At 32.5% G+C, this 20,418-nt stretch carries 26 protein-coding genes; all 26 read right to left on the bottom strand.

Translation table 11 applies throughout. The features are described 5' to 3' along the window. Positions 1–27: 27 nt before the first annotated feature. The 26 genes from QM717_RS17850 to QM717_RS17725 all read right to left on the bottom strand — a co-directional run bounded on the left by QM717_RS17850 (position 28) and on the right by QM717_RS17725 (position 20,412). Positions 28–315, bottom strand: a complete 288-nt coding sequence (locus QM717_RS17850; protein WP_415039559.1) for a type II toxin-antitoxin system RelE/ParE family toxin — start codon at positions 313–315, stop codon at positions 28–30. Beyond that, the gene (locus QM717_RS17845) at positions 312–560 is read right to left on the bottom strand and encodes a type II toxin-antitoxin system ParD family antitoxin (RefSeq protein ID WP_415039557.1); all 249 of its coding nucleotides are present in this window, start codon (positions 558–560) and stop codon (positions 312–314) included. The genes QM717_RS17850 and QM717_RS17845 overlap by 4 nt, the downstream gene beginning before the upstream one ends. 203 nt (positions 561–763) lie before the next feature. Next, entirely contained in the window at positions 764–1,396 is a 633-nt protein-coding gene (locus tag QM717_RS17840; protein ID WP_415039556.1) for a hypothetical protein, read from the bottom strand. A 202-nt stretch (positions 1,397–1,598) separates the two neighbouring features. Further along, positions 1,599–2,189, bottom strand: coding sequence for a hypothetical protein (locus QM717_RS17835; protein ID WP_415039554.1), 591 nt, complete (start codon positions 2,187–2,189; stop codon positions 1,599–1,601). 187 nt (positions 2,190–2,376) lie between these two features. Then, entirely contained in the window at positions 2,377–2,610 is a 234-nt protein-coding gene (locus QM717_RS17830) for a hypothetical protein (protein WP_415039552.1), read from the bottom strand. Next, the gene (locus tag QM717_RS17825) at positions 2,610–2,906 is read right to left on the bottom strand and encodes a hypothetical protein (protein ID WP_415039551.1); all 297 of its coding nucleotides are present in this window, start codon (positions 2,904–2,906) and stop codon (positions 2,610–2,612) included. Before QM717_RS17825 ends, QM717_RS17830 begins: the two co-directional genes overlap by 1 nt. Before the next feature lie 205 nt (positions 2,907–3,111). Beyond that, a complete protein-coding gene (locus QM717_RS17820; RefSeq protein WP_415039549.1) occupies positions 3,112–3,534 on the bottom strand; it encodes a hypothetical protein in 423 nt (140 codons plus the stop codon). A gap of 673 nt (positions 3,535–4,207) precedes the next feature. Next, positions 4,208–4,402 (bottom strand): hypothetical protein, encoded by a 195-nt coding sequence (locus tag QM717_RS17815; RefSeq protein WP_415039547.1) that lies wholly within the window; start codon positions 4,400–4,402, stop codon positions 4,208–4,210. Beyond that, complete coding sequence (locus QM717_RS17810) at positions 4,386–4,943, bottom strand: hypothetical protein (protein ID WP_415039546.1); 558 nt, start codon at positions 4,941–4,943, stop codon at positions 4,386–4,388. Before QM717_RS17810 ends, QM717_RS17815 begins: the two co-directional genes overlap by 17 nt. Before the next feature lie 176 nt (positions 4,944–5,119). Then, positions 5,120–5,620 (bottom strand): hypothetical protein, encoded by a 501-nt coding sequence (locus QM717_RS17805; protein WP_415039544.1) that lies wholly within the window; start codon positions 5,618–5,620, stop codon positions 5,120–5,122. Positions 5,621–5,801: 181 nt separating this feature from the next. Next, complete coding sequence (locus QM717_RS17800) at positions 5,802–6,170, bottom strand: hypothetical protein (protein ID WP_415039542.1); 369 nt, start codon at positions 6,168–6,170, stop codon at positions 5,802–5,804. A 363-nt stretch (positions 6,171–6,533) separates the two neighbouring features. Continuing rightward, on the bottom strand, positions 6,534–7,232 hold the full coding sequence (locus QM717_RS17795; RefSeq protein ID WP_415039540.1) for a hypothetical protein: 699 nt from the start codon (positions 7,230–7,232) through the stop codon (positions 6,534–6,536). Between the two features lie 146 nt (positions 7,233–7,378). Further along, complete coding sequence (locus QM717_RS17790; protein WP_415039538.1) at positions 7,379–7,966, bottom strand: hypothetical protein; 588 nt, start codon at positions 7,964–7,966, stop codon at positions 7,379–7,381. A gap of 242 nt (positions 7,967–8,208) precedes the next feature. Continuing rightward, positions 8,209–8,661 (bottom strand): hypothetical protein, encoded by a 453-nt coding sequence (locus QM717_RS17785; protein WP_415039536.1) that lies wholly within the window; start codon positions 8,659–8,661, stop codon positions 8,209–8,211. 136 nt (positions 8,662–8,797) lie between these two features. Then, entirely contained in the window at positions 8,798–9,643 is an 846-nt protein-coding gene (locus tag QM717_RS17780; protein ID WP_415039534.1) for a hypothetical protein, read from the bottom strand. Between the two features lie 160 nt (positions 9,644–9,803). Then, positions 9,804–10,484, bottom strand: coding sequence for a hypothetical protein (locus tag QM717_RS17775; RefSeq protein ID WP_415039532.1), 681 nt, complete (start codon positions 10,482–10,484; stop codon positions 9,804–9,806). Between the two features lie 182 nt (positions 10,485–10,666). Further along, on the bottom strand, positions 10,667–11,329 hold the full coding sequence (locus QM717_RS17770; protein WP_415039530.1) for a hypothetical protein: 663 nt from the start codon (positions 11,327–11,329) through the stop codon (positions 10,667–10,669). 1,320 nt (positions 11,330–12,649) lie between these two features. Then, positions 12,650–13,147 (bottom strand): DUF6438 domain-containing protein, encoded by a 498-nt coding sequence (locus tag QM717_RS17765; RefSeq protein WP_415039528.1) that lies wholly within the window; start codon positions 13,145–13,147, stop codon positions 12,650–12,652. Then, complete coding sequence (locus QM717_RS17760) at positions 13,108–13,452, bottom strand: hypothetical protein (RefSeq protein ID WP_415039526.1); 345 nt, start codon at positions 13,450–13,452, stop codon at positions 13,108–13,110. Before QM717_RS17760 ends, QM717_RS17765 begins: the two co-directional genes overlap by 40 nt. A 342-nt stretch (positions 13,453–13,794) precedes the next feature. Then, on the bottom strand, positions 13,795–14,253 hold the full coding sequence (locus tag QM717_RS17755; protein ID WP_415039525.1) for a hypothetical protein: 459 nt from the start codon (positions 14,251–14,253) through the stop codon (positions 13,795–13,797). Between the two features lie 167 nt (positions 14,254–14,420). Next, positions 14,421–14,861: a hypothetical protein gene (locus tag QM717_RS17750; RefSeq protein WP_415039523.1), complete on the bottom strand. Its 441-nt coding sequence runs from the start codon at positions 14,859–14,861 to the stop codon at positions 14,421–14,423. A gap of 80 nt (positions 14,862–14,941) precedes the next feature. Further along, complete coding sequence (locus QM717_RS17745; protein WP_415039521.1) at positions 14,942–15,916, bottom strand: hypothetical protein; 975 nt, start codon at positions 15,914–15,916, stop codon at positions 14,942–14,944. 239 nt (positions 15,917–16,155) lie between these two features. Continuing rightward, positions 16,156–16,575 (bottom strand): hypothetical protein, encoded by a 420-nt coding sequence (locus tag QM717_RS17740; protein WP_415039519.1) that lies wholly within the window; start codon positions 16,573–16,575, stop codon positions 16,156–16,158. Between the two features lie 628 nt (positions 16,576–17,203). Continuing rightward, positions 17,204–18,274: a type I restriction endonuclease gene (locus QM717_RS17735; protein WP_415039517.1), complete on the bottom strand. Its 1,071-nt coding sequence runs from the start codon at positions 18,272–18,274 to the stop codon at positions 17,204–17,206. 670 nt (positions 18,275–18,944) lie between these two features. Continuing rightward, positions 18,945–19,745: a TIR domain-containing protein gene (locus QM717_RS17730; protein WP_415039515.1), complete on the bottom strand. Its 801-nt coding sequence runs from the start codon at positions 19,743–19,745 to the stop codon at positions 18,945–18,947. 151 nt (positions 19,746–19,896) lie between these two features. Continuing rightward, positions 19,897–20,412 carry a hypothetical protein gene (locus QM717_RS17725; RefSeq protein WP_415039513.1) on the bottom strand — a complete coding sequence of 172 codons (516 nt, stop codon included), beginning with the start codon at positions 20,410–20,412 and terminating at the stop codon, positions 19,897–19,899. Positions 20,413–20,418 lie beyond the last annotated feature (6 nt).

The following is a 20,418-nucleotide window of genomic DNA, read 5'->3' as shown; positions in this document are numbered from 1 at the left end:
CAGTTGCGCTGTTAGCTGCTGCCACTTTTATAGATGACTTTCAATATCCATCATCTCGTGCAATACTCTTATGATTTCTATTTTTGTTTTCTTTATTTTATAAAAGACAAAATGTGAATTGACTTTTGCGCGCCAATAGTCTTTTCTAATTTTCCCAAAGTCAATTCCCGAATCTGGTTTTAAGCATAAATAATCAAATTCGTCAATTAGCAAATTTAGATACCTATCTGCCTGCTCGATTGACCAATTTTCAAATGTGTAAAGCCAAATCTTTTCCAAATCACTTTCAGCTTCTTTGGTTAAGATGTAATTCATTTGTTCAAATATTTCTTATGCATATCGTTCAAGAAAGTTTCACGATTGAAATTTTCCACAAAACCTGATTTTTCCCCTTTTATAAGTTCTTTGATTAGTTCTGACTTTTTTGTTTCCTCCTTTTCGAACATTCTTAACGCAGCGCGAACAACTTCGCTTGCGGACGAATATTTTCCAGTTTTAACTTGACCATTAATAAAATTGTCAAAATAATCTCCAAGTAGAATTGATGTGTTTTTTGCCATGATTTAAAAATTTGAATCAAATATACCAATTCATGGTATATATTCAAAATTTACTAAGAAGTTTCTGTGGTTGCAGCTAACGTTAGGCCGCTTCACGACGTTGCGGATCAAAGCGGACCGAGTTCTCTCTGCCGAAGATAATCTTTCTTCGTGAAAGCACAGCTTCCGGCTACCAAAATCTCCGCAATGGCTTGAAACGGCGGTTAGGAGCCGTTATTGTAAATAGATTGATCAATTTCTTTAGTTTGAATGTCTTGAGCTTCCCATGTCACTTTCATAAACTTATTTTCAATAATATATTTTAGATATGGTCTTTCAGAGGTTTCGTAATATTCCTTCATAAAGAAATCTTTACATTCTTTAAAATTGCGGTAATCAATTTTTGGAGTTTTTGAACTGAAGCAATAAGTGAGCTTATATATTAAAGCACTTCTATCCTCGGTTTTGTATTCAAAACATTCACAATCTTTTCCTATGATATTTTCATTAGCAATTTTTCTTTTTTCTAAAAAAGCTAATTCTATTGTTGAAGACTTTTTTACATTTTCTACCCCTTTATTTTTGAAGTGTGTTGTCATAATTCCTGTTGTAGGAGAAAATTTTGAATAGTATAATATTTTTCCATTGTTGTCTAAATAATTTACGCTTAAGGAAGCATTTTTAAAATAATACATTGAGATATCCTCTCCATATTTATCAATTAATTTTCTATTCAATTCGATACTATCCTTATGAGTCTCAATTTTAACTTTGAAATTTATTATGCCTTCAAAACTGTTTTGAGAATTTACTTTGAGAATGGAAAGTAAGAATAGAAATTTTAATATCCTTTTCATTTGATTGATAGTGTTCTAAATAATGGCTCCTAACGTTTCGCGCAGTTACGCAGGAGCGTCAGAGCGGACTGAGTTCTCTCTGCCAAGATAAAACATTCTTCGTGAAAAATGAATGTACAACTTACCGAAATCTAGCTCTTGCTTAACTGCGCTGTTAGCGGCTGCCCATATTTTTTATTTAATTAGAGTAATTTATTAACTATTAATCCCAATTAACTCTTTCCCAAATTTCGCCTTTAAAAGTAATGTACTTGATAATTCCGTATTTTTTATCCCAACATAGTATTTCAGGGTCATCATCTGTTCCTCCATTGAATTTTGGTCTTTTATAAACCAATTCATAAACATTATTGAAATTCTTCTTTGACACGGTTAAGGTTTCCGTAGATTTAGTCTCAGTGTCGTTGAAAATCTTGAAATTTGATTTTAGATATGTAAAACTAATGCAATATTTTGTATCATTTTCACCAATGCAGTAACCAAACATTGACTCTGATTTTTCTTGATAGCCAGGATATTTGTATTTACTGTTTTTATAATCGATATTCACACAATGAACTTTATTGTCGTGTCTTAACCAATCGTATTCGTGATATATTCTTTTAGAATAGATAACGCTAGTATCTCTCTCTTTGGTTGTTAGATTTTGAAAAACTAAAACATCATTCGTATTATATACATTAAAAAAATCTAACTCTTCTTTTGTAAAGTTTATTTTTTTTACAAATAATCCACAGGATGTAAAACTGAATATAGTTGCTAAAATTATAAATTGGATTATATGGTTTTTCATGATATTAGCCGTTGAAATAATCACGTATAGTTTTCCGGGGTTGCCGCTAACGTTTCGCGCAGTTACGCAGGAGCGGAAAAAGCGGACTGAGTACTCTCTGCTAAGATAGAGCTTTTTCGTGAAGAAAAAGCGCCAAACTCACTACAGACCAGCTCTTGCATAACTGCGCTGTTAGTGGCTTTGCGTTTTAGATAAACTTAATTTCATTTTTTGAAATCTTCTCAAACATGTGTTTATATTTACTTGAGGAAATTGAAGTTCTAAGTTTTATTTGTTCACTCAATAATATTCCACCTTTTCTTTCCGGAAATAGATTTCGTTTTTCTATTTCTTCAGCAATCTTTTCATACGTTGCAGTTCTATTTGGTTGTTTTATTAAAACCAATATCACAGCTTCATGTAGGGTTAAAAGATTTTTCATTAGCTTTTTGAATTATTTTGATTGATCTTTTTCATATATAGGTCATTCAAGCTTAATTTTTCATCAGTCTTTAATTCAGTTTTATCACTTATTGCGTTTAATTGATTTGGCTGGGTTGTGGTTTGAGAATTTAAAATTTGTCTCAATAAAGAATTTGTTTCTTCTTGAAGCTGAATACTTTTATTAATCTTCCAGTACCACAAAATTAATTCTCTAATGATTAAGAAAACTCCAATGTTGACAGCAATTATAATTAGCAAGACAATAACTAGTTCACCGAAACCAAATGAATTCATAAGATTAAATTTTAAAGATTAATGTTGCTGGTTTTGACAAAACGTTTACGCATTGCCACTAACGTTAGGCCGCTTCACGACGTTGCCGATCAAAGCGGATTGAGTTCTCTCTGCCGAAGATACTGTTTCTTCGTGAAATCGCAACTTCCGGCTACCGAAAACCCGGCAATGTCTTGAAACGGCGGTTAGCTGCTTTAGTTTTGTCCTAGCATATCTTTTCAATGCGAGAACGAATAGCGCCTTTTGTTCTTTCAAAAATTTCACTCAATTCTTTAATTGATTTACCTTGACGAAATAACATTGCTAACTTTTCATCATCTTCGGTTGACCATGTTGCGTATGCTTGTTTATGATTCTTTCTTGCTTTTTGAACAAAGTCAGGGTGTCCAGATTTCTCAAATTTTGGATTGTCACGAGTTGGCTTTCCATATTTTGGGTTTTCAATATTTTTAGATTCCCGATTATTGCCAAAAAAATAGCTAAAAATTCCAAAGGTTACTTTTCCATAGGATCCATTCTTTTTGCGATTAGAAATTGGCATTGAAAATCCTGTTCCGCCATTCCAAATACTTAGACGCGTACCACTTTTACCAAATGTAAAGGGACCAATTCTAAATCTTAAACTCATAATTTGAGATTTTAAATTTCACGATATTTTCTCGTTTTTGGAAACGTTCTGAAAACTATTGCAGCTAACGTTTCGCCTGTAAGCGAAGCGGCGAAAATAGGAGCAGAGTTCTCTCTGCACATTGAAAACGAAGTTATGGAAAAAAGTGTTTCGATTTACCAAGAACCAGCCGGTTCGCTTACAGGCTGTTATATGGCGGCGCACCAAAATAAATCTACACGCAATGCAATTTTTTTAAACCTGGGAATTTTATTTTTTAGGAAAAATGCCCTTTAGTTGACAAATCTTGCTGGAAAAAATGACAGAGAAACTCGACAAAGGAATTGACAAAGAAACTCTACAAAGTAATTCTACAAAGTTTTAATTTTCAATTTCCGCAATCCAGAAGGAACGTTCTATTTTAGACTAACTTGCTCGTTGGCACTAAACACCCCGGCTTGGATTCTACGCAAAGATTAAAAAATTGACAACAAGATTCAAACAACAACCGATGACAAATTTCAATTTTGACGACGAAGTTCAGCGCTGTCATATAACGTTAGGCCGCTAAGCGAGGTTGCCGAGCAAAGCGGACTGAGTTCTATCTGCTAAGATAGAATTTCTTCGTGAGAAAATAACGTGAAGCCACTACAAACGCGGCAATCTCGTCTTAACGGCGGTTGTGCGCTGGCACTTACTTGTCACCTTTTTTATTCTCCGTTTCGGACGATTGATTTGTGGGATTATTGATATTTGATGCGTTTTGATTTGTCAATGTGCTTGGTGGTTGTCTCAAAAACATCGCTTTTTCGAATATATTATCTTGATTGGTTTTTTGTTTAAGAATTTCATTTAATTCTTCATTGCTGAATTTATTTTTGTCTTCCATTTTTAAAAATTTTTATTGTTGTTTTCTTATTTAGCGTATCACTATAATTAAATTGATCTAGAGAACCTTTAATTAAAATTTTTTCGCCATTTCCAATTTCCTTTTCTACCGTAATTTTAGGAGCATTTTTATCATGTGTTTCTTGTCTTTTATTTTCGATATTGATTACACAATATGCTACTAAACAAAGTATTCCAAAGGTAAGCGAGAAAACAACTGTTAAGTTAATTATTGGGATTACTTTATCAACTTTTATTTCTGAAATCCTATCACTGTCAACTTTTTCAATCGATTTAGAAATTTGCCTTAAACTCAAATAATGGCCAATAAATCCTAAAGTCAATGTTATTATAAAAAAAGCTAACGCGAAGTAGAAAAAGATAATACACTCAGATTCCTCGAAGGGAACAATTTCTTTGATAAAAGTTAATGACAAACCTAACGCACCACTACTTATCGCTAGCGACTGACTGTCGAATTTAGACAAGCTATATTTCAAGTCTTCAAATAAATCTTTTTTATATTGATCTTTTTCTGTCATTTGATTTCAATTTGACGTTACTGTTTTTGGTGCTTGCGCACAACGTTAGGCCGCTAAGCGAAGCGGCGAAAATAGTAGCAGAGTTCCCTCTGCTAAGATAATATTTTCTTGGTTTGAACAAACGTTCAAGCCCAACAAAACCAGCCGTTTCGTCTTAGCGGCGGTTGGTGGCAGTTTCATGCGATTGCATTAAGATCATTGCATAAATTATTCAGTTTTGCCTTGATATATTCACAACTTTCATTTGATAAAAATCCTAATGGACAAAAGTTCTGATAAGTCTTAACAAACTCATTTTTTTTAAAGATGAAACCTTCAACATCTGGCTTACTACTTAACATAATTGAAGCATAATATTCCTGTTTGATATTATTTGCGATATTGGAAATTCTAAATAAAAATGGTTCTATCCAAGTCGCCGTATCTTTATTATGTTGCAATGCCCAAAAAGTGTAACTATTAATTGAGCTGCAAATACTAAAAGCTTTAGAGCTGAATTTATCAATGACTTTGAATTCGTAATCATCAGAATTATAATTTAATTCGATGTTTAATCCTAATCTAGAATTATAATCATCAAGATTTTTCGTTCCAATTTCTAATTTTTGTTGTTGAAGTTCAGGGTTTACGAATGACGAAAAGTCTTTCTCAACTTTAATGTTTACACTATGATTCATATGTTTCTTGTTTAGTACGATTTTCCGAAATTGCCACCAACGTTAGGCCGCTACGCGAGGTTGCGGAAAAGCGGACTGAGTTGTCTCTGCCGAAGATAAAACTTTCTTCGTGAAAAAGGAACGTTCAAGCTACGAAAATCCCGCAATCTCGTCGTAGCGGCGGTTGGCCGAAGTTCCTTGACTAATAAGGAATATTTCTAATAACTTTTCCCTCAGAATTTTTTATATTAAATTCTTCTGTAGTCAATTTTTCAATTTTATATTTCCATTTTGAATTTTGATATTCAATAGTAATTTCTCGATTTACTGTATCCAAAAAATATTTAGATTTAATTGTTTCACTAAGTTCCGGAGAATTCATTTGAGTGATTACTTCTCCATTTATTTTATAAGTTGTCTTCTCAGAAATCGGATTGTTTTGATCATTTGTGACATCTCTTAATTTCCAACTATGATTTGTCAATTCTTTATATTGAAAATTATTCTTCTCACATGATATAAGTGTGAAAATCAATATTGTGAGCGAAAATATTTTTGAAACTTGATTCATGTTACGATTTCGTTTTTGGAATTTCGGCCAACGTTAGGCCGCTAAAGCGAATTTGTGAAGCCAGCGGACCGAGTTGCTTCAGCCGAAGATAGAGTTTTTTCGTGAAGAAAAAACTTTCCGCAACTACAAAACGAACAAATTAGCTTAGCGGCGGTTAGCTCGCAGGTTGCCGAGCTTTTAAAACGGCAAATTTTGCGTTAGCCAAAGATTGCAAAATTTAAGTTTGGAAAGCGTCGCAATTTGCAGCTAACGTTTCGCCTGTAACCGCCGTCGCGGATTAAAGCGAACTGAGTTCTCTCTGCCAAGATAAAACTTTATTCGTGAACTAACAATTTCAAGCTACCGAAATCTCCGCGATGGAGGTTACAGGCTGTTACCAGAGGTTGACCTTTCTTGTTCTAATTTTTTCTTTACAAGCAAAGTCGCATTAGATAAGTCCTTTTGAAAATGGTTTTTATAATATTTATAGTAATCGCGGTCACCAATATTTTTATACCCCAACTTCATTTCAAAAATTATCTGGTCTACCATCTCAGCGATTAGAAATTTCATTTCTGGAGGCTTTGGAATTATTGTATATGCTTGTTTATTACTCAATTTTCCATCGAAGTTTACGTAACTGAACATTGCAAAATATACGTCCGCAATCGTGAGCGATTTATTTTTTAAATTTTTTTTGTTTGGCAAATATGCTTTCGTTAAAACATTTAGTCTTGAAACTTTATTTATTAATGTTTGATAATCGAATAATTTTATAAAACTTTCTTTATACTTGGTTAAATCATTCAAATATTTAGATGATTCTTGTTGATTTTTTGGAAACTCCACTTTATGCTCAGTATCTTTAAAGAGCATAAATAAACCTTGATAATGTGATTCTAAAAATAAAAGTATTTCGAGAATTTCTTCGAGTTTGCTTAATCGTAATTGTCTTTTTAAATTTTGCCTTGTAAAGAAAATAGTAGCAATTGAAATGATAATTGCTATTGATGAAACTCCAATAGGTATTGCTTTGTAAAGATCAATTTCCATAATGACATCTGAAGATAAAGTTTCTATCAATCTCTGGTAACGTTATGCCGCTTTGCGCAGTTGCTGATCAAAGCGGACCGAGTTCTCTCTGCTGAAGATAAAGTTTTTTCGTGAAGAAAAACGTCCTGGAACCACAAAACCCAGCAATTGCTGCAAAACGGCGGTTATAGGACGTTTTATCGTAATTCGGTTTTTAAATTTTTCAAAATCTTATTAAAAAGCATAACAAATTCAGTCATTTGTTTAGCATCTATCAATGGAAAATCTGTCTGTCCTAGAATAAACTTTTCTCTAATAGCATTGAAATTTTCATTGATTTTTTGAGACAAATCTACAAGGTTTTCGAAATCATTACAATTGAAATCATATTTGTAGAGATGACCATACTGAAGTTCAAAAGTGGCAATGGAACTGAAAATTTCAGTCATTACTCTTGAATGTTGTCCGAATATTTCTATTTCAAGATTAGCAGAGTCTTTATTTTTTAATTTATGTAAAATATGTGTTGTAACTACCTTAATTTCTTGTACAGCTAAAATTAATTTTGGTACAAATTGAGATAATCGATCATAGCTTTCAATTCTCTTTAAGAGCAAATTAGTTTTTTTATTTTCTGAATTAGCTTGATTTGCTACTATTAAAGTTATAATTGCCAGTATTATGAGACTAAAAAGAGATATTATTGTATTGATAATTCCACCAAAAAAATCAGAAATTTTAGACCAATTATCAATTTTTGATAAATCTGTTTCTTTTACTGTCATTAGATAATATGTGGAAAATATAATTACAATAGTTATTAGTATTCCAAGAGTTGCTAATAAAATTATGTTTACTGTTTTTTCCTTCATAGTTTCTAAAAATGTCCTATAACGTTAGGCCGCTTCACGACGTTGCCGACAAAGCGAGCTGAGTTCTCTCTGCCAAGATAGAACTTTCTTCGTGAAAAACGAACGTTCAACTCACCGAAATCTCGGCAATGTCGATGAAACGGCGGTTAGCGGCTTTAGCCACGTCTTGTAATTAAATTTTCGAATTCAATGTTGGATCTTTTTAAAGCTGAAATTATCTTTTTTAAATCCTCACCAAAATATGTAAGAGCAAATTCATTTTCACCTTTGTCTGATACAATTTTTAAAACATAGTGCATACCTCTTGCCATTTCAAATTCATAGAATACTATTTTTTGAATAAGATCAGTTTTAAATATTTCTGATTTTAGAAAAGGTCTTTTTACGATAAAGTATTCGGAGCCTATCTCAAAAGTTTTGAGAGTTCTTAGAATCAAGAAGATTGACATTGAAAAGCATACACTAAAAATCACATATGCTATAAGTTTATTGCTGTAAGTCTGAGCAAATAAGAATATACCAGGAACTAAAATAATACAGCTACGTAAAATGGCTGTGATAAATTGATTTGATTTTAATTCCGTCTTATGATATATTTTATTATTCATGTGATGTAGGCTATTGCCGCTAACGTTAGGCCGCTAAGCGAGGTTGCCGATGCAAGCGGACCGAGTTCTTTCTGCTAAGATAGAATTTCTTCGTGAGAAAATAACGTGAAACCACTACAAACGCGGCAATCTCGTCTTAGCGGCGGTTGTGCGACGTTTTTATAAATTCTCTAACTTGTTCCTCCTTATCTGGAAATAAATATCCGTATGGTTTAGTTGGGGCATACTGGTTAAAACAATAAAGTCGATCTAAATTGAATTTTTTCTTAGTTCCAAACTTGGTGTATTCGCCAACCATATGAAATAATATAAGTTGATTGGTAATTTTATTTGGAATTAATATTTCCGGACTCATTGATTTATTTTTTCCAACAAAAATATTTTTATTACTGAGAACATTTTTACCTATGTACTGATATTTTCCGGGAGAAACTTCAACTATGACATCAATGGCAAATGTAATTTTTTCACTGGCAGCGTCATTTGAACAGATTTTTATTTCTACACTTTTTGAACTTAGAGTATCTTTAATTTTTTTAATATCACAAATTCCAAAATCAGGGTCATCTCCGTTCATAACATTTATTTTCGCCGAATCTTTGATTATTTTTCTAATTCTAATTTGTGCGTTATTTAATGAATCTTGAATTTCTAAATTATATTTGGCTAGCGCTTCTTTTGTGGCAATATCATTCTTCTTATTTTCACGTTGATTAATCGAATCTCGTCTTTCTAGTTTTTTATTTAGTTGGACTTCATTTTGAAAAGAAATTTTGTTTGTTATTTTTATTTGTAAACATGTACAAATGATAAGTAAAATACCTAAAATCAATAACATATAACCTCGAAAAGAAAAGCGGTTTAATGGCCTTTTTCTTCGATCATACAACGCTTTACTTCCCAAAAAAGGAATAAGCACAATGAAGAATTGAATTATTAAAATAATAACTTGTAAAATAAAATTTTGATTTTCTAAATCCATTGTCTTCTGAAATGTCGCACAACGTTAGGCCGCTAGGCGAATTCTTGAAGCCAGCGAACCGAGTTTTCTCTGCCGAAGATAAAATATTCTACGTGAAAAATGAATGTTCAACTTACTGAAAGCGAAAGCAATTTGCCTCGCGGCGGTTACCAGAAGTGCTCTACTTTATTTGATGAATCTTGTTATAGATATATTCAAGAACATATATTTTATCAAACTTACTTTCAAAACTAGAAATAGGCTCTTTCTTCATTATGTACGAACTTTCACCAGTTTCATTTATTACTAACAAAAGCCAAATTTGCCCATTTACATTTTCTCTATAGCTCGGGAGTTTTTCCTCTTTATTTCTGATTGAAGATAAAATTTCTTCGTCCGATATTCTTTTCTGCCACCAAGCACCAAGTTGCGGATAAATAAAGAAGAAGTCGTCTGGATTCCAATCTATATCATAAATTATTGGATTTTCTAAAGTATTCGCATTTACAATACATTCTCGAATTACATTTTTTACAATTTCTTTTAATTCATTTTTGCGATATAAACTATGATCAAAGTTTTCATGAATATAGCATGTTGCGAAAAACGGAAGCAATTCAGGATTTTCATTTTGTAATTCTTCTTGGGCTAGCACAAATATATTTTTTAAATATCCTTCGCGCTCTCTTGCTTTTGAATTTACGATGATTTGATGTTCAAGTCCAATAATCTCATTTTGCTGTTTTAAAATAAAATCAGGTTTCTCAAAACTTTTTTCTATCTCTAGATTTTCGAAATGACTCAAAAATTTCTCGACATGAATAGTTTCAATCTCTTTTTTTGACGTTGAATTTTTATTCATGTTTTTGTTTTTACGAACGGTTTCTCAGCATTTCTGGTAACGTTAGGCCGCTTCACGACGTTGCCGGCAAAACGGACTGAGTATTCTCTGCCAAGATAGAACTTTCTTCGTGAAAACGAACGTTCAACTTACCGAAAACTCGGCAATGTCGATGAAACGGCGGTTAGGCGATTCCCTAGCAGTTATTTTCTAAAGAACTTTATTTGATTTAATCTTATTTGGGCTTGTTCTTCATCAAATTCTGATTTGTTCAAATGTTCTATTTCTTTGTAATTTCCGAATTTCAATTGTTTTATATTTGGCCCAGTTGAAAGCAAATTATATTCGTTACAGCTATTACATTGAATAATTCTCCAAGAATGATCAGGAATTCCTTCTTGTTTCTGTAAAATATATGTTTCCAATTTTGCGTCACACTTCGTACAATTCTGAGACAAAGTTTCGATAATTTTTTCTTTGCCTTTTAAGAATGAGGTTACTTTGAACAAAGTGTTTAAGATTTTCCCGTAAAGCCAAGTATTTAGATTGTCCTTGAAATCTACGCTTATAATTTTCGAAATTTCAAAAAAATAGTCGCAAATAAATTCTCTTTCCTCTGTGTCATAGATTGAACTGTCAAAATTACTAAGTGCACTTTTTAGGATGCTTTTCAGTCGTTTTGGATTATTGTTATTCTGAATTTCGCTAGCTAGATTATCTAGACAAAGATTGAATTTATTTTCAAGATCAAGGCACATTTGACTATCTGAAGGGTTCAATCCACGATCTTCCCAAGCTGAAGAAGAAAATTTATTTCTACTTCTTAGATCAGATATTTTTTCTAAAATATTTTCTTGTGTATTCATTTTCTCTTTTGGGATTCGCCTAACGTTTCGCGCAACTACGCAGGCGCGACAAAGCGAACTGAGTTCTCTCTGACGAATATAGTGTTTCTTCGTGAAAATAGAACGTTATAGCCTTGAAAATCTAGCGCTCGCTTAGTTGCGCTGTTATATGGCGGCGCACCAAAATAAATCTACACGCAATGCAATTTTTTTAAACCTGGGAATTTTAATTTTTAGGAAAAATGCCCTTTAGTTGACAAATCTTGCTGGAAAAAATGACAGAGAAACTCGACAAAGGAATTGACAAAGAAACTCTACAAAAGTAATTCGACAAAGTTTTAGTTTTGAATTTCTGCAATCCAGAAGGAACGTTCTATTTTAGACTAACTTGCTCGTTGGCACTAAACACCCCGGTTTGGATTCTACGCAAAGAAATTAAAAAATTGACAACAAGATTCAAACAATAACCGATGACAAATTTCAATTTTGACGACGAAGTTCAGCGCTGTCATATAACGTTAGGCGCATTTGCGAAGTCGCGGAAATGCGGATTAAGTTTTCTCTGCCAAGATAAAACTTTGTTCGTGAAAACAAAAGTTCAATTCACTAAAAACCAGCGCACTTCGTAAATGCGCGGTTATAAGCTGGCCAAATTAGTTATCGCTAGGTATTGTTAAATAATCAAATCCAAAATTTCCTTTGAAAGTGCAAACATGAATTCTCTGGCTTTGTTGAATATACTTCCAGAAATTAAATGAAGTATATATCTTTTCAATTTCATTATTGTGAGTTATGTTTACCCAATAACTATGGCCTTTACCAATTGTTTCTCCTTTATTTTCAATTATAAAATTATCACACAAAGAATCGGAAGTTTTTCGATTGATTATTTCTGAAAAAGATATAGTCAACATCCATATTCCAAAGAATAGAGATACTTTTGAATCAATTGTCTTTTTATCAAGCTTTCTTTTAAAAAAGTGCTCTACTAGATAATTTATTGCTTTTCCTAATAGAATTCCAATTAGACTAAAAATAAAGCAAAATTTATAAGGTTCAGAATAGTTCTTTAATTTATCAATAGAATAGAAAATAAATAAATAAAAAAGTTCCAACCAAGAATATCACTACACCTAAAAGGTATAATATTTTGTTTCGTAATGATAAGTTCTTTTTTTGCACTGGTTTTATGGCTTGCTTATAACGTTAGGCCGCTTTGCGCAGTTGCTGATCAAAGCGGACCGAGTTCTCTCTGCCGAAGATAAAGTTTTTTCGTGAGGAAAAACGTCCCGCAACCACAAAACCCAGCAATTGCTGCAAAACGGCGGTTACCAGCAGTATCTACTTCCAATTTTGATTAAAACGAATTTTATGAAGATAGTCATGTACTTTTTTTAAACCGTAAGTTCCTGACATTCCATAATCGCTGATGGTTTTTATTTTACCACCATCATAAGTTATTTTTAAAATACATTCACTGTCATCTGTCCATCCTACGCTATAATTGTCTTCTAAGTTTTCAAAATCTATGTAATTTAATAAATCTGACAGTTCCTTAAATGTTTCCTTTTTTAGATGGGTCTTAAAGTTACCTTCACCATTTTCACTATAACTTTCAATGTTATTATGGAAATTAAAATTATTTGCCTTAAAAATAGACTCTTTATTTGGAATAAGAGTTAATTCAAAAATTGGACAAGTTCCATAACAGCCCATAGTGGCATATTCTATCTTTTCGATTTTCCTATTGGAAATATTTTGATTGTATTCAATAAAACTATTGAAATTATATTTTAATACTAAGTTCTTGGTTTGCGTCTCTCTTTTTTTGTTCGCCAATGCAATATTGCTGGAATGTTGATTTCTAAAAACGGTTGTTTATTTTCATATATTATTCTAGGCACAATAAAAGAATGGTGATTGTTTTTTATATCGATTGCATTTATTGAATCTTTTTCAAAATTCATCAGCACAAAAGAACTGAAATCACATGATCCATTTGTACCCCAGCAGGTATGATTGTCACCAATTATGAGTAAATCGGTGTAGCCATTGTTGTCAAAATCAGCCTTGTAAAAATTTTTATTGATACCCAATGAGTCAGCAATTATTTTCCCAATACTATCTTGGGATTCATTTCTCATAAAGTCTTGTAGATTCTTTAGCTCAAATTTCGAGAAACTAGAATCTAAATTTCGGACAAAATTTTCGACGTCACTGATTGATTTTAAATTGTCAATTTTTGAAGGAATTAATTTGACTTTAATAAAATCACTATTTTTATTACACGAAAACAAAGTTATAAAAAGTAGAAAGATAGAATATCTCATAGGTTTCTGATATTGCTGGTAACGTTTCGCGCAGTTACGCAGGAGCGTCAGAGCGAACTGAGTTCTCTCTGCCAAGATAGAACTTTCTTCGTGAAAAATGAATGTTCAACCTACCGAAATCTAGCTCTTGCTTAACTGCGCTGTTAGCGGCGATCGTTATTTGTTATCCTGAATTAGACTGTTTCCAAGTTGAGTGTTTTTCTTTAAATATTTTCCTTGGATATAATATTCTCCCAGTAATTTAGAACATTCTCTATTTTTTAAATTACTTCCTTTAACTAAATAATTCATCGCATTTTTAATTTCATTATCATTTAGATCCTCTAAATTCATACGATCTGGTCGATGGTAATAATCAATTTGGCAGTAATATAGATTTAGATAAGCTTCAGGGAAGTTATATTTTTCAGCTACATTTTTAGAGGTTTGACAGAAATTCACATCATTCGGAGAATCCAAGTAAGCTAGACTCAAATCAGAATATGCATTTAAATCTCCTTTCAAAGCAAACTCATGCAGTTTCGGAATAGATGTAGTTACACCATTTATATTTACAGATTCCTTTTTGCATCCAATAAAAATAAGTGTCAAAAAACCGAACATTATTAATCTCATATTTCAAGTGATAATTTACTGTGATTTTCTAGATTGCCGCTAACGTTAGCTCGCTAAGCGCGGTTGTGGATCAAAGCGAACTGAGTTCTCTCCGCCAAGATAGAATTTTCTTCGTGAATGAACAACTTCCGGCTACCGAAATCCCCGCAATCGCGACTTAGCGAGGGTTAGCTGTAGTTTTGATTATCATTATCGTGTTCTTGTTGTTGTAAATCTAGAACTTTGCTTAAGATTAATACACATCGTGAAATCGTTAAAAGTATAATTCCTAGGCCAAAAACATTAAAGTAAAATGCATTTGGTTTGTATTCCGTAGGTAAAAAAAGTTTACATATGAAACCAACGACTGCAATAAATATTAGTGATTTAATACAATTCTTTAAATGCTTAACGGTTACAAAATAATAACCACTAGCAAAAAATAAATTGAATACAGTTTCGTCATTATCGGGTTCTATTTTTTTAATTTTTGAACCACTTTTGAATGTGATTAAAACGGTCAGCAAAGTTAATATGAAACCCGATAAAGTAAGACTAATATTTGTAACATCTGATGTGACTGCCATTGCATCTTCTTTACAAGGGAGTAAAATTTTTTCATAGTGCACGAGATATATTGACACAATACAAAATGCAGAGCATAACGTGTAGTCCCAAAATACAGGCTTTTGAAAATATTTATCTAAAATCATGGTGTTTCCATAAAATTATTGAACCCTTCTTTAATAAGTGCATACCAATCTTTTGATCTTGTAATTTTTTTCAAATCAACATTCAATACTATTTCTTTTTTACCAGTAAGTAAATTGAATAATTCTTCGTTTCCTTCTTTGTCTTCGTACTTGACCTGAAATGCATCAAATGCGTCGATGTTAAACGACCTACCTCTAAAACGATTTAGCATTTCTGTAAACATTTTATTAGCTTCTACATTCAGTTCTCTACTTGTTACTCCTTTTCCTGGAGATTGATAGTATGCTTCTAATCGAATAAATTTTGGCTTCAAAACTTGCCCGATATTGTTCATGCCAGAAAAATATTTGCTTTGTATATCAGGATCTAGTTGATATAAATTTCTTGGTTGAACTTTGATTTCAATATTTAATACATTTTTGAGTTTGGCCAAAGTTTCATCGATTGGCGCTTCAAAATGAGTAACTACTTCTGTCGCTCTGCTTTGTTTTAGCACTTTCTGTGCAACATTTCTAAAATAATATTCTATATCTGACATCCTAGGACCATGATGATGATATTCACAACATATCACAGCATGTGTTTTACTGTAATCGATGAAAAAGTGAGTTTCCTCTGCAATGCTGCCTATAGTATCTTCTGAGAGAGGAATAAGCTTAAATTGTTCTTTGGGTTTTAAAAAGGGTTCTCGACCACTTCTTAAGAGAGCCATTGAACATCTTATTCTCTTTTCAAGCGGCATAAAAACTGCTCTATTCATGAATAACTCTCTGCGACTATGTTGTTTTGTTTCGTGTCTATCGATTAGATGACCTTGTCGTTCTTCATGCAATTTGTTTGATATATAAGTAATGACATTTCTCATTATGTCATTGCTATTATATTTATCTTCCACAGATTTGAGTGGTGTAAATTTGAGTGAAAAAAAATGGTATCTAATCTCGGTCAAATTTCCTTCGTCAATTTCCATAAATAAAATGTGTTTGAAATACAGATTAAATGTAAAAAATGTTAATGCTTTGCAATAGTATCGATTTTTACGATATGTTCCAGAAAAATTACAGCTAACGTGTCGCCGGTAAGCGAAGTCGCTAACAAAGCGAACTGAGTTCTCTCTGCCAAGATAGTGTTTCTTCGTGAGAACAAAGCGCCAAGCTAGCAGATTCTCAGCGATTTCGTCTTACCGGCTGTTGTATGCAGGTTTAATCGTTAAGAATATTTCAAACAGATTCTCAATTCTTTCGCATTTTTTAAAATCAATTTTTCAATTTCAGTTGAAGGACTTATTTCTTTAAAATGCAAATTGTTTTCTAAAAAATCTATATCTGGATTATTTTTGATAACAGTTTCTGTAAATCTGTTTAGATGGATAGTTTTTGCTTTGTCGTCATATCTGGGTAATTGTCCATTTTCTAATTTGAATAGTATTACCAATAAATAATCCTGTAAAGTTTCTAAGGAAATTGATATTACGCTATCTTCTTTTTCAAAATTAATATCATAAAAGATATTTCCATTTGCTTTTTTATTCCCAACGCTATAATTAAATTCTTCGGTTAGAAATAAAAAAGTTCTTTGGACAAAATCCATATACTTTTCTTCACTAATTATGTTTTGTTCCGGTTTCATAAACTTGCATACAACGTTTCGCGCATTTGCGCAAACGCGGCGCAAGCGGAAAAAGTTTTCTCTGCCGAAGATACTGTTTCTTCGTGAAATCTAAAAGTTCAACTTACCGGAAACGAGCGCTTTGAGTAAATGCGCTGTTACAAGAAGGCCAACACAAACTTTCGACTTCTTTTATTTTTATTTATTTATTTATTTATTTATTTATTTGAAAAAGCGTGCTAATAAAACTCTTTTCTTGCTTAATCTGATAATAAGAAATATTGAATCAAGAAAACGATTGGTGTTATCGTAAGTATAGTTATTGTTGCATTTACATCGATATTATCTTTCAAAAGCTCTTTAATTGACTTCTTTCTATTTGAGAAAAACCATCTGATTGCAGCACCAGGATATTGTAAAATGTAAACAAATATAAATTCAAATATTATTTTCGAACATGATTACTGATTCTTAATTTTTTATGCGCAATCTCGGTCAGGCTTTCTTGTAACGTTAGGCCGCTAAGCGAAGCGGCGGAAATAGGAGCGGAGTTCCCTCTGCTAAGATAATATTTTCTTGGTTTGAACAAACGTTCAATAACCACAAAACCAGCCGTTTCGTCTTAACGGCGGTTATATGCTGCCGTTGTTTACTGATAATTTTTTACAGTTGAAAGTAGCTCATTCTTGAAAGTGTAAATGTCATCAAGAGAATTTAATTGTTTCCTTTCTCCGTTATCTTTTCCATTGTGAAAAAGCTCAATATACTTTGTGGAGAAATTAAAATGTAGTCTACATAAAGGTTTACGGTTATTATCATCTAGTAGTACCCCAAAATAAGATTGTGTATCTCTAAATGCAATCCTTGAAGCCGGTACAACTTCTCTCAAAATAGCTTTAACGATTTGTGATCCTTCAATTTCTTCTTGCGTGGTTATGAATTTTGGAGTTTCAACATTTTCATCAATTGGACTAACTACTTCCGCAGCCCTAACTGGAATACTTTCATTAATGTTTAGAGCATTTTTCAATCTAAAACTTATAGATTCATTTATTGAATTTGAAAATGCTCTCTTTGTATATTCTCTGAAAGTAGCCATTCTTGGAGCTGTCAATGGCTTATCAAAAAACCGATTCACTAAAAGTTTTACAATTTCATCAGATGGATCTTGTAATTCTTTTTCAAACTCACTCCTTATGGCTTTAATATACTTTAAAGCCTCTGCTGAATCTAAAATATTCTCTAGACTAAAACCATTTTTGGTGAAATTTTCGAGAATTTTTAGGCTGGAATCTTTGAGGTCGGATAAGTTTAAAGTAAAAAAAGGTTTTTCATCCATTATGTTTGGTCTTTCCAAATCTGCATAAAAATTATATATATGGCCGTTAGTTAATATACCAAATCTGGATTTAGAAACGTGATAATATCTATGGAGTTGTGAATTATGTGCATCTGCATCTTGTTTCCAATGTTTACACTCAATGATAAAAATTGGTTCGTTGTCTTTCTTAATTACATAGTCAATCTTTTCTCCTTTTTTAGTTCCGATATCACAAATATGCTCTGGAATTACTTCAGTTGGATTGAAAATGTCATATCCCAAAATTTGAATGAAGGGCATTACAAATGCATTCTTTGTTGCTTCTTCAGTATTGATTTGATCCTTTAGAGCATCCACACGTTGATGTAGTTGCTCTAACTTGAGTTTCAAGTCTTCCATGATGTTTTGTTTGATTGGTTATGTTGGTAAATATAAATATTTTTTGATGTCGTTTTGCGAATGTTCCAAAAACGGTTGCATATAACGTTTCGCGCAACTACGCGGGCGCGAAAAAGCGAACTGAGTTCTCTCTGACGAATATAATGTTTCTTCGTGAAAATAGAACGTTATAGCCTTGAAAATCTAGCGCTCGCTTAGTTGCGCTGTTATATGGCGGCGCACCAAAATAAATCTACACGCAATGCAATTTTTTTAAACCTGGGAATTTTAATTTTTAGGAAAAATGTCCTTTGGTTGACAAATCTTGCTGGAAAAAATGACAAAGAAACTCTACAAAAGTAATTCGACAAAGTTTTAGTTTTGAATTTCTGCAATCCAGAAGGAACGTTCTATTTTAGGCTAACTTGCTCGTTGGCACTAAACACCCCGGTTTGGATTCTACGCAAAGAAATTAAAAATTGGCAACAAGATTCAAAAAACAACCGATGACAAATTTCAATTTTGACGACGAAGTTCAGCGCTGTCATATAACGTGTCGCCTGTAAGCGAATTCGCTACCAAGCGGATTGAGTTTTCTCTGCCGAAGATAAAAGTTTCTTCGTGAAGAAACAACTTCCGGCAACTAAAAACCAGCGCAATTCGCTTACAGGCTGTTACTAGCAGTATCTTGTTAGAATGGTAAATCGTATTTATCGTCGATATACTTTTTTAAATCGCTTTCGTTTGCAAACAATTTTTTTACCAATGGATTTTGAGACATTTTTGAAACAAATTCGGAAAGGTGAGGATCGCTTGCAATTTCATATCTATTTAATAATGATTTTTGCTTCATATATCTTTCGACATAATGATCCATAATTTCTCGAACTTCTTTATTTGTCCACACATCATTAAATTTTTCTTTTAAAAAACGAATTCCCTCAAGAGTTTCTTCAATAAGTTCTCTTTCGCTTCGTATGTGAGTTTCTGGCTCGTCATTGTGTTCTAATAAAATCTCAGTAACTTCTCTTTCTAGTTTAGGCCAGAAAGTTTCATAAATGTCTTCCAGTGATTTTTCATTTAACGATTTGCCACCCTTGCTGTCTTTTATTTTTGAATTAATAGTTTTGCAAAGTTTAAAAATGTCGGCCTTGTTGAATTTTGTTGCTTGAAAAGAAGATAAAGGACCACTAACTTCGGTTGGAGATGAAATATCGGTTAAAAGTGTACAAACATAAGAATCAGATGTTTTAGAAATTGCGCCAGCTTCAAATAATATCCAGGGAGCATTTAGGTTTTCTCTAGTCAAACAGATAATTCCAATTTTTGATTCTTCGAGACGATCGGAAATTTCTTGAGACCATTTTCTTCCTTTATCAATTGAAGTTGAGATCCAAGGCTCCGTTGATTGGATGACTTGTTCAAGCCAATTTCTTAGCGCTTCAGCAATCTTATTGCTTTTAGTTCCTGACCAACTGATAAATATTTTCATGTGTACGGATTTTAAGATATTGCTAGTAACGTTTCGCCTGTAAGCGAATTCGCGAAGCAAGCGGATTGAGTTTTCTCTGCCAAGATAAAAGTTTCTTCGTGAAGAAACAACTTCCTGAGACCAAAAACGAGCGTAATTAGCTTACAGGCTGTTAGCTGGTGTGCATGAGGTCAGCAATTCTTCCGTCAGCGATTCTAAATGGTCCATCTAAAGTTTCATCATTTTGCTTCGCTAATTCTATCTGATGAAAACAAGTTTTAATATGATTCTCTAAAATTTCTTCGCTTTGAGTTTCCCAATATTCTCCTTCATCATAAACATGTAGTTGCTCAAAGTTGGATTGGATAGATTTTAAAAAATTAATCAGCTTAACATGGGTTTCGGTATCTGCAAATTGAGTTTTACAATATTCTTGGATATAATTGTCTTTGTCAAATTCTAAATTTAAAGGATCTGAATTTTCGTGAGGTTGAATTCTTATTCCTCGCACAAAACCTTGGTAATCCCAATCTTGCTCATCTTTTACTCTCAACAATAATTTATCAGCTTCTTCAAAAAGATTAAAATCCATTTTATTTTGTTCAGCAAACTTTATAGCAAATTCTACTACCGTTTTATAATCATTCTCGCTTTTAAGTTTTCCGTCAAAATGTATTGTAACACCCATGTTTAT

Origin of the sequence: Flavobacterium sp., from assembly GCF_047602195.1 — a bacterium.
Classification (GTDB): Bacteria; Bacteroidota; Bacteroidia; order Flavobacteriales; family Flavobacteriaceae; genus Flavobacterium.
Note: the sequence above shows the minus strand (reverse complement) of the source record. Positions and strands in the feature narration are given on the sequence as shown.

Excerpts from the sequence above, each read along its gene's own strand:
- QM717_RS17820 (WP_415039549.1), bottom strand. The coding sequence starts at position 3,534 with ATGAGTTTAAGATTTAGAATTGGTCCCTTTACATTTGGTAAAAGTGGT.
- QM717_RS17840 (WP_415039556.1), bottom strand. The coding sequence starts at position 1,396 with ATGAAAAGGATATTAAAATTTCTATTCTTACTTTCCATTCTCAAAGTA.
- QM717_RS17740 (WP_415039519.1), bottom strand. The coding sequence starts at position 16,575 with ATGAAACCGGAACAAAACATAATTAGTGAAGAAAAGTATATGGATTTT.
- QM717_RS17785 (WP_415039536.1), bottom strand. The coding sequence starts at position 8,661 with ATGAATAATAAAATATATCATAAGACGGAATTAAAATCAAATCAATTT.
- QM717_RS17770 (WP_415039530.1), bottom strand. The coding sequence starts at position 11,329 with ATGAATACACAAGAAAATATTTTAGAAAAAATATCTGATCTAAGAAGT.
- QM717_RS17805 (WP_415039544.1), bottom strand. The coding sequence starts at position 5,620 with ATGAATCATAGTGTAAACATTAAAGTTGAGAAAGACTTTTCGTCATTC.
- QM717_RS17725 (WP_415039513.1), bottom strand. The coding sequence starts at position 20,412 with ATGGGTGTTACAATACATTTTGACGGAAAACTTAAAAGCGAGAATGAT.
- QM717_RS17830 (WP_415039552.1), bottom strand. The coding sequence starts at position 2,610 with ATGAAAAATCTTTTAACCCTACATGAAGCTGTGATATTGGTTTTAATA.
- QM717_RS17825 (WP_415039551.1), bottom strand. The coding sequence starts at position 2,906 with ATGAATTCATTTGGTTTCGGTGAACTAGTTATTGTCTTGCTAATTATA.
- QM717_RS17755 (WP_415039525.1), bottom strand. The coding sequence starts at position 14,253 with ATGAGATTAATAATGTTCGGTTTTTTGACACTTATTTTTATTGGATGC.
- QM717_RS17745 (WP_415039521.1), bottom strand. The coding sequence starts at position 15,916 with ATGGAAATTGACGAAGGAAATTTGACCGAGATTAGATACCATTTTTTT.
- QM717_RS17730 (WP_415039515.1), bottom strand. The coding sequence starts at position 19,745 with ATGAAAATATTTATCAGTTGGTCAGGAACTAAAAGCAATAAGATTGCT.
- QM717_RS17835 (WP_415039554.1), bottom strand. The coding sequence starts at position 2,189 with ATGAAAAACCATATAATCCAATTTATAATTTTAGCAACTATATTCAGT.
- QM717_RS17735 (WP_415039517.1), bottom strand. The coding sequence starts at position 18,274 with ATGGAAGACTTGAAACTCAAGTTAGAGCAACTACATCAACGTGTGGAT.
- QM717_RS17780 (WP_415039534.1), bottom strand. The coding sequence starts at position 9,643 with ATGGATTTAGAAAATCAAAATTTTATTTTACAAGTTATTATTTTAATA.
- QM717_RS17760 (WP_415039526.1), bottom strand. The coding sequence starts at position 13,452 with ATGAGAAATGAATCCCAAGATAGTATTGGGAAAATAATTGCTGACTCA.
- QM717_RS17845 (WP_415039557.1), bottom strand. The coding sequence starts at position 560 with ATGGCAAAAAACACATCAATTCTACTTGGAGATTATTTTGACAATTTT.
- QM717_RS17850 (WP_415039559.1), bottom strand. The coding sequence starts at position 315 with ATGAATTACATCTTAACCAAAGAAGCTGAAAGTGATTTGGAAAAGATT.
- QM717_RS17810 (WP_415039546.1), bottom strand. The coding sequence starts at position 4,943 with ATGACAGAAAAAGATCAATATAAAAAAGATTTATTTGAAGACTTGAAA.
- QM717_RS17790 (WP_415039538.1), bottom strand. The coding sequence starts at position 7,966 with ATGACAGTAAAAGAAACAGATTTATCAAAAATTGATAATTGGTCTAAA.
- QM717_RS17815 (WP_415039547.1), bottom strand. The coding sequence starts at position 4,402 with ATGGAAGACAAAAATAAATTCAGCAATGAAGAATTAAATGAAATTCTT.
- QM717_RS17775 (WP_415039532.1), bottom strand. The coding sequence starts at position 10,484 with ATGAATAAAAATTCAACGTCAAAAAAAGAGATTGAAACTATTCATGTC.
- QM717_RS17800 (WP_415039542.1), bottom strand. The coding sequence starts at position 6,170 with ATGAATCAAGTTTCAAAAATATTTTCGCTCACAATATTGATTTTCACA.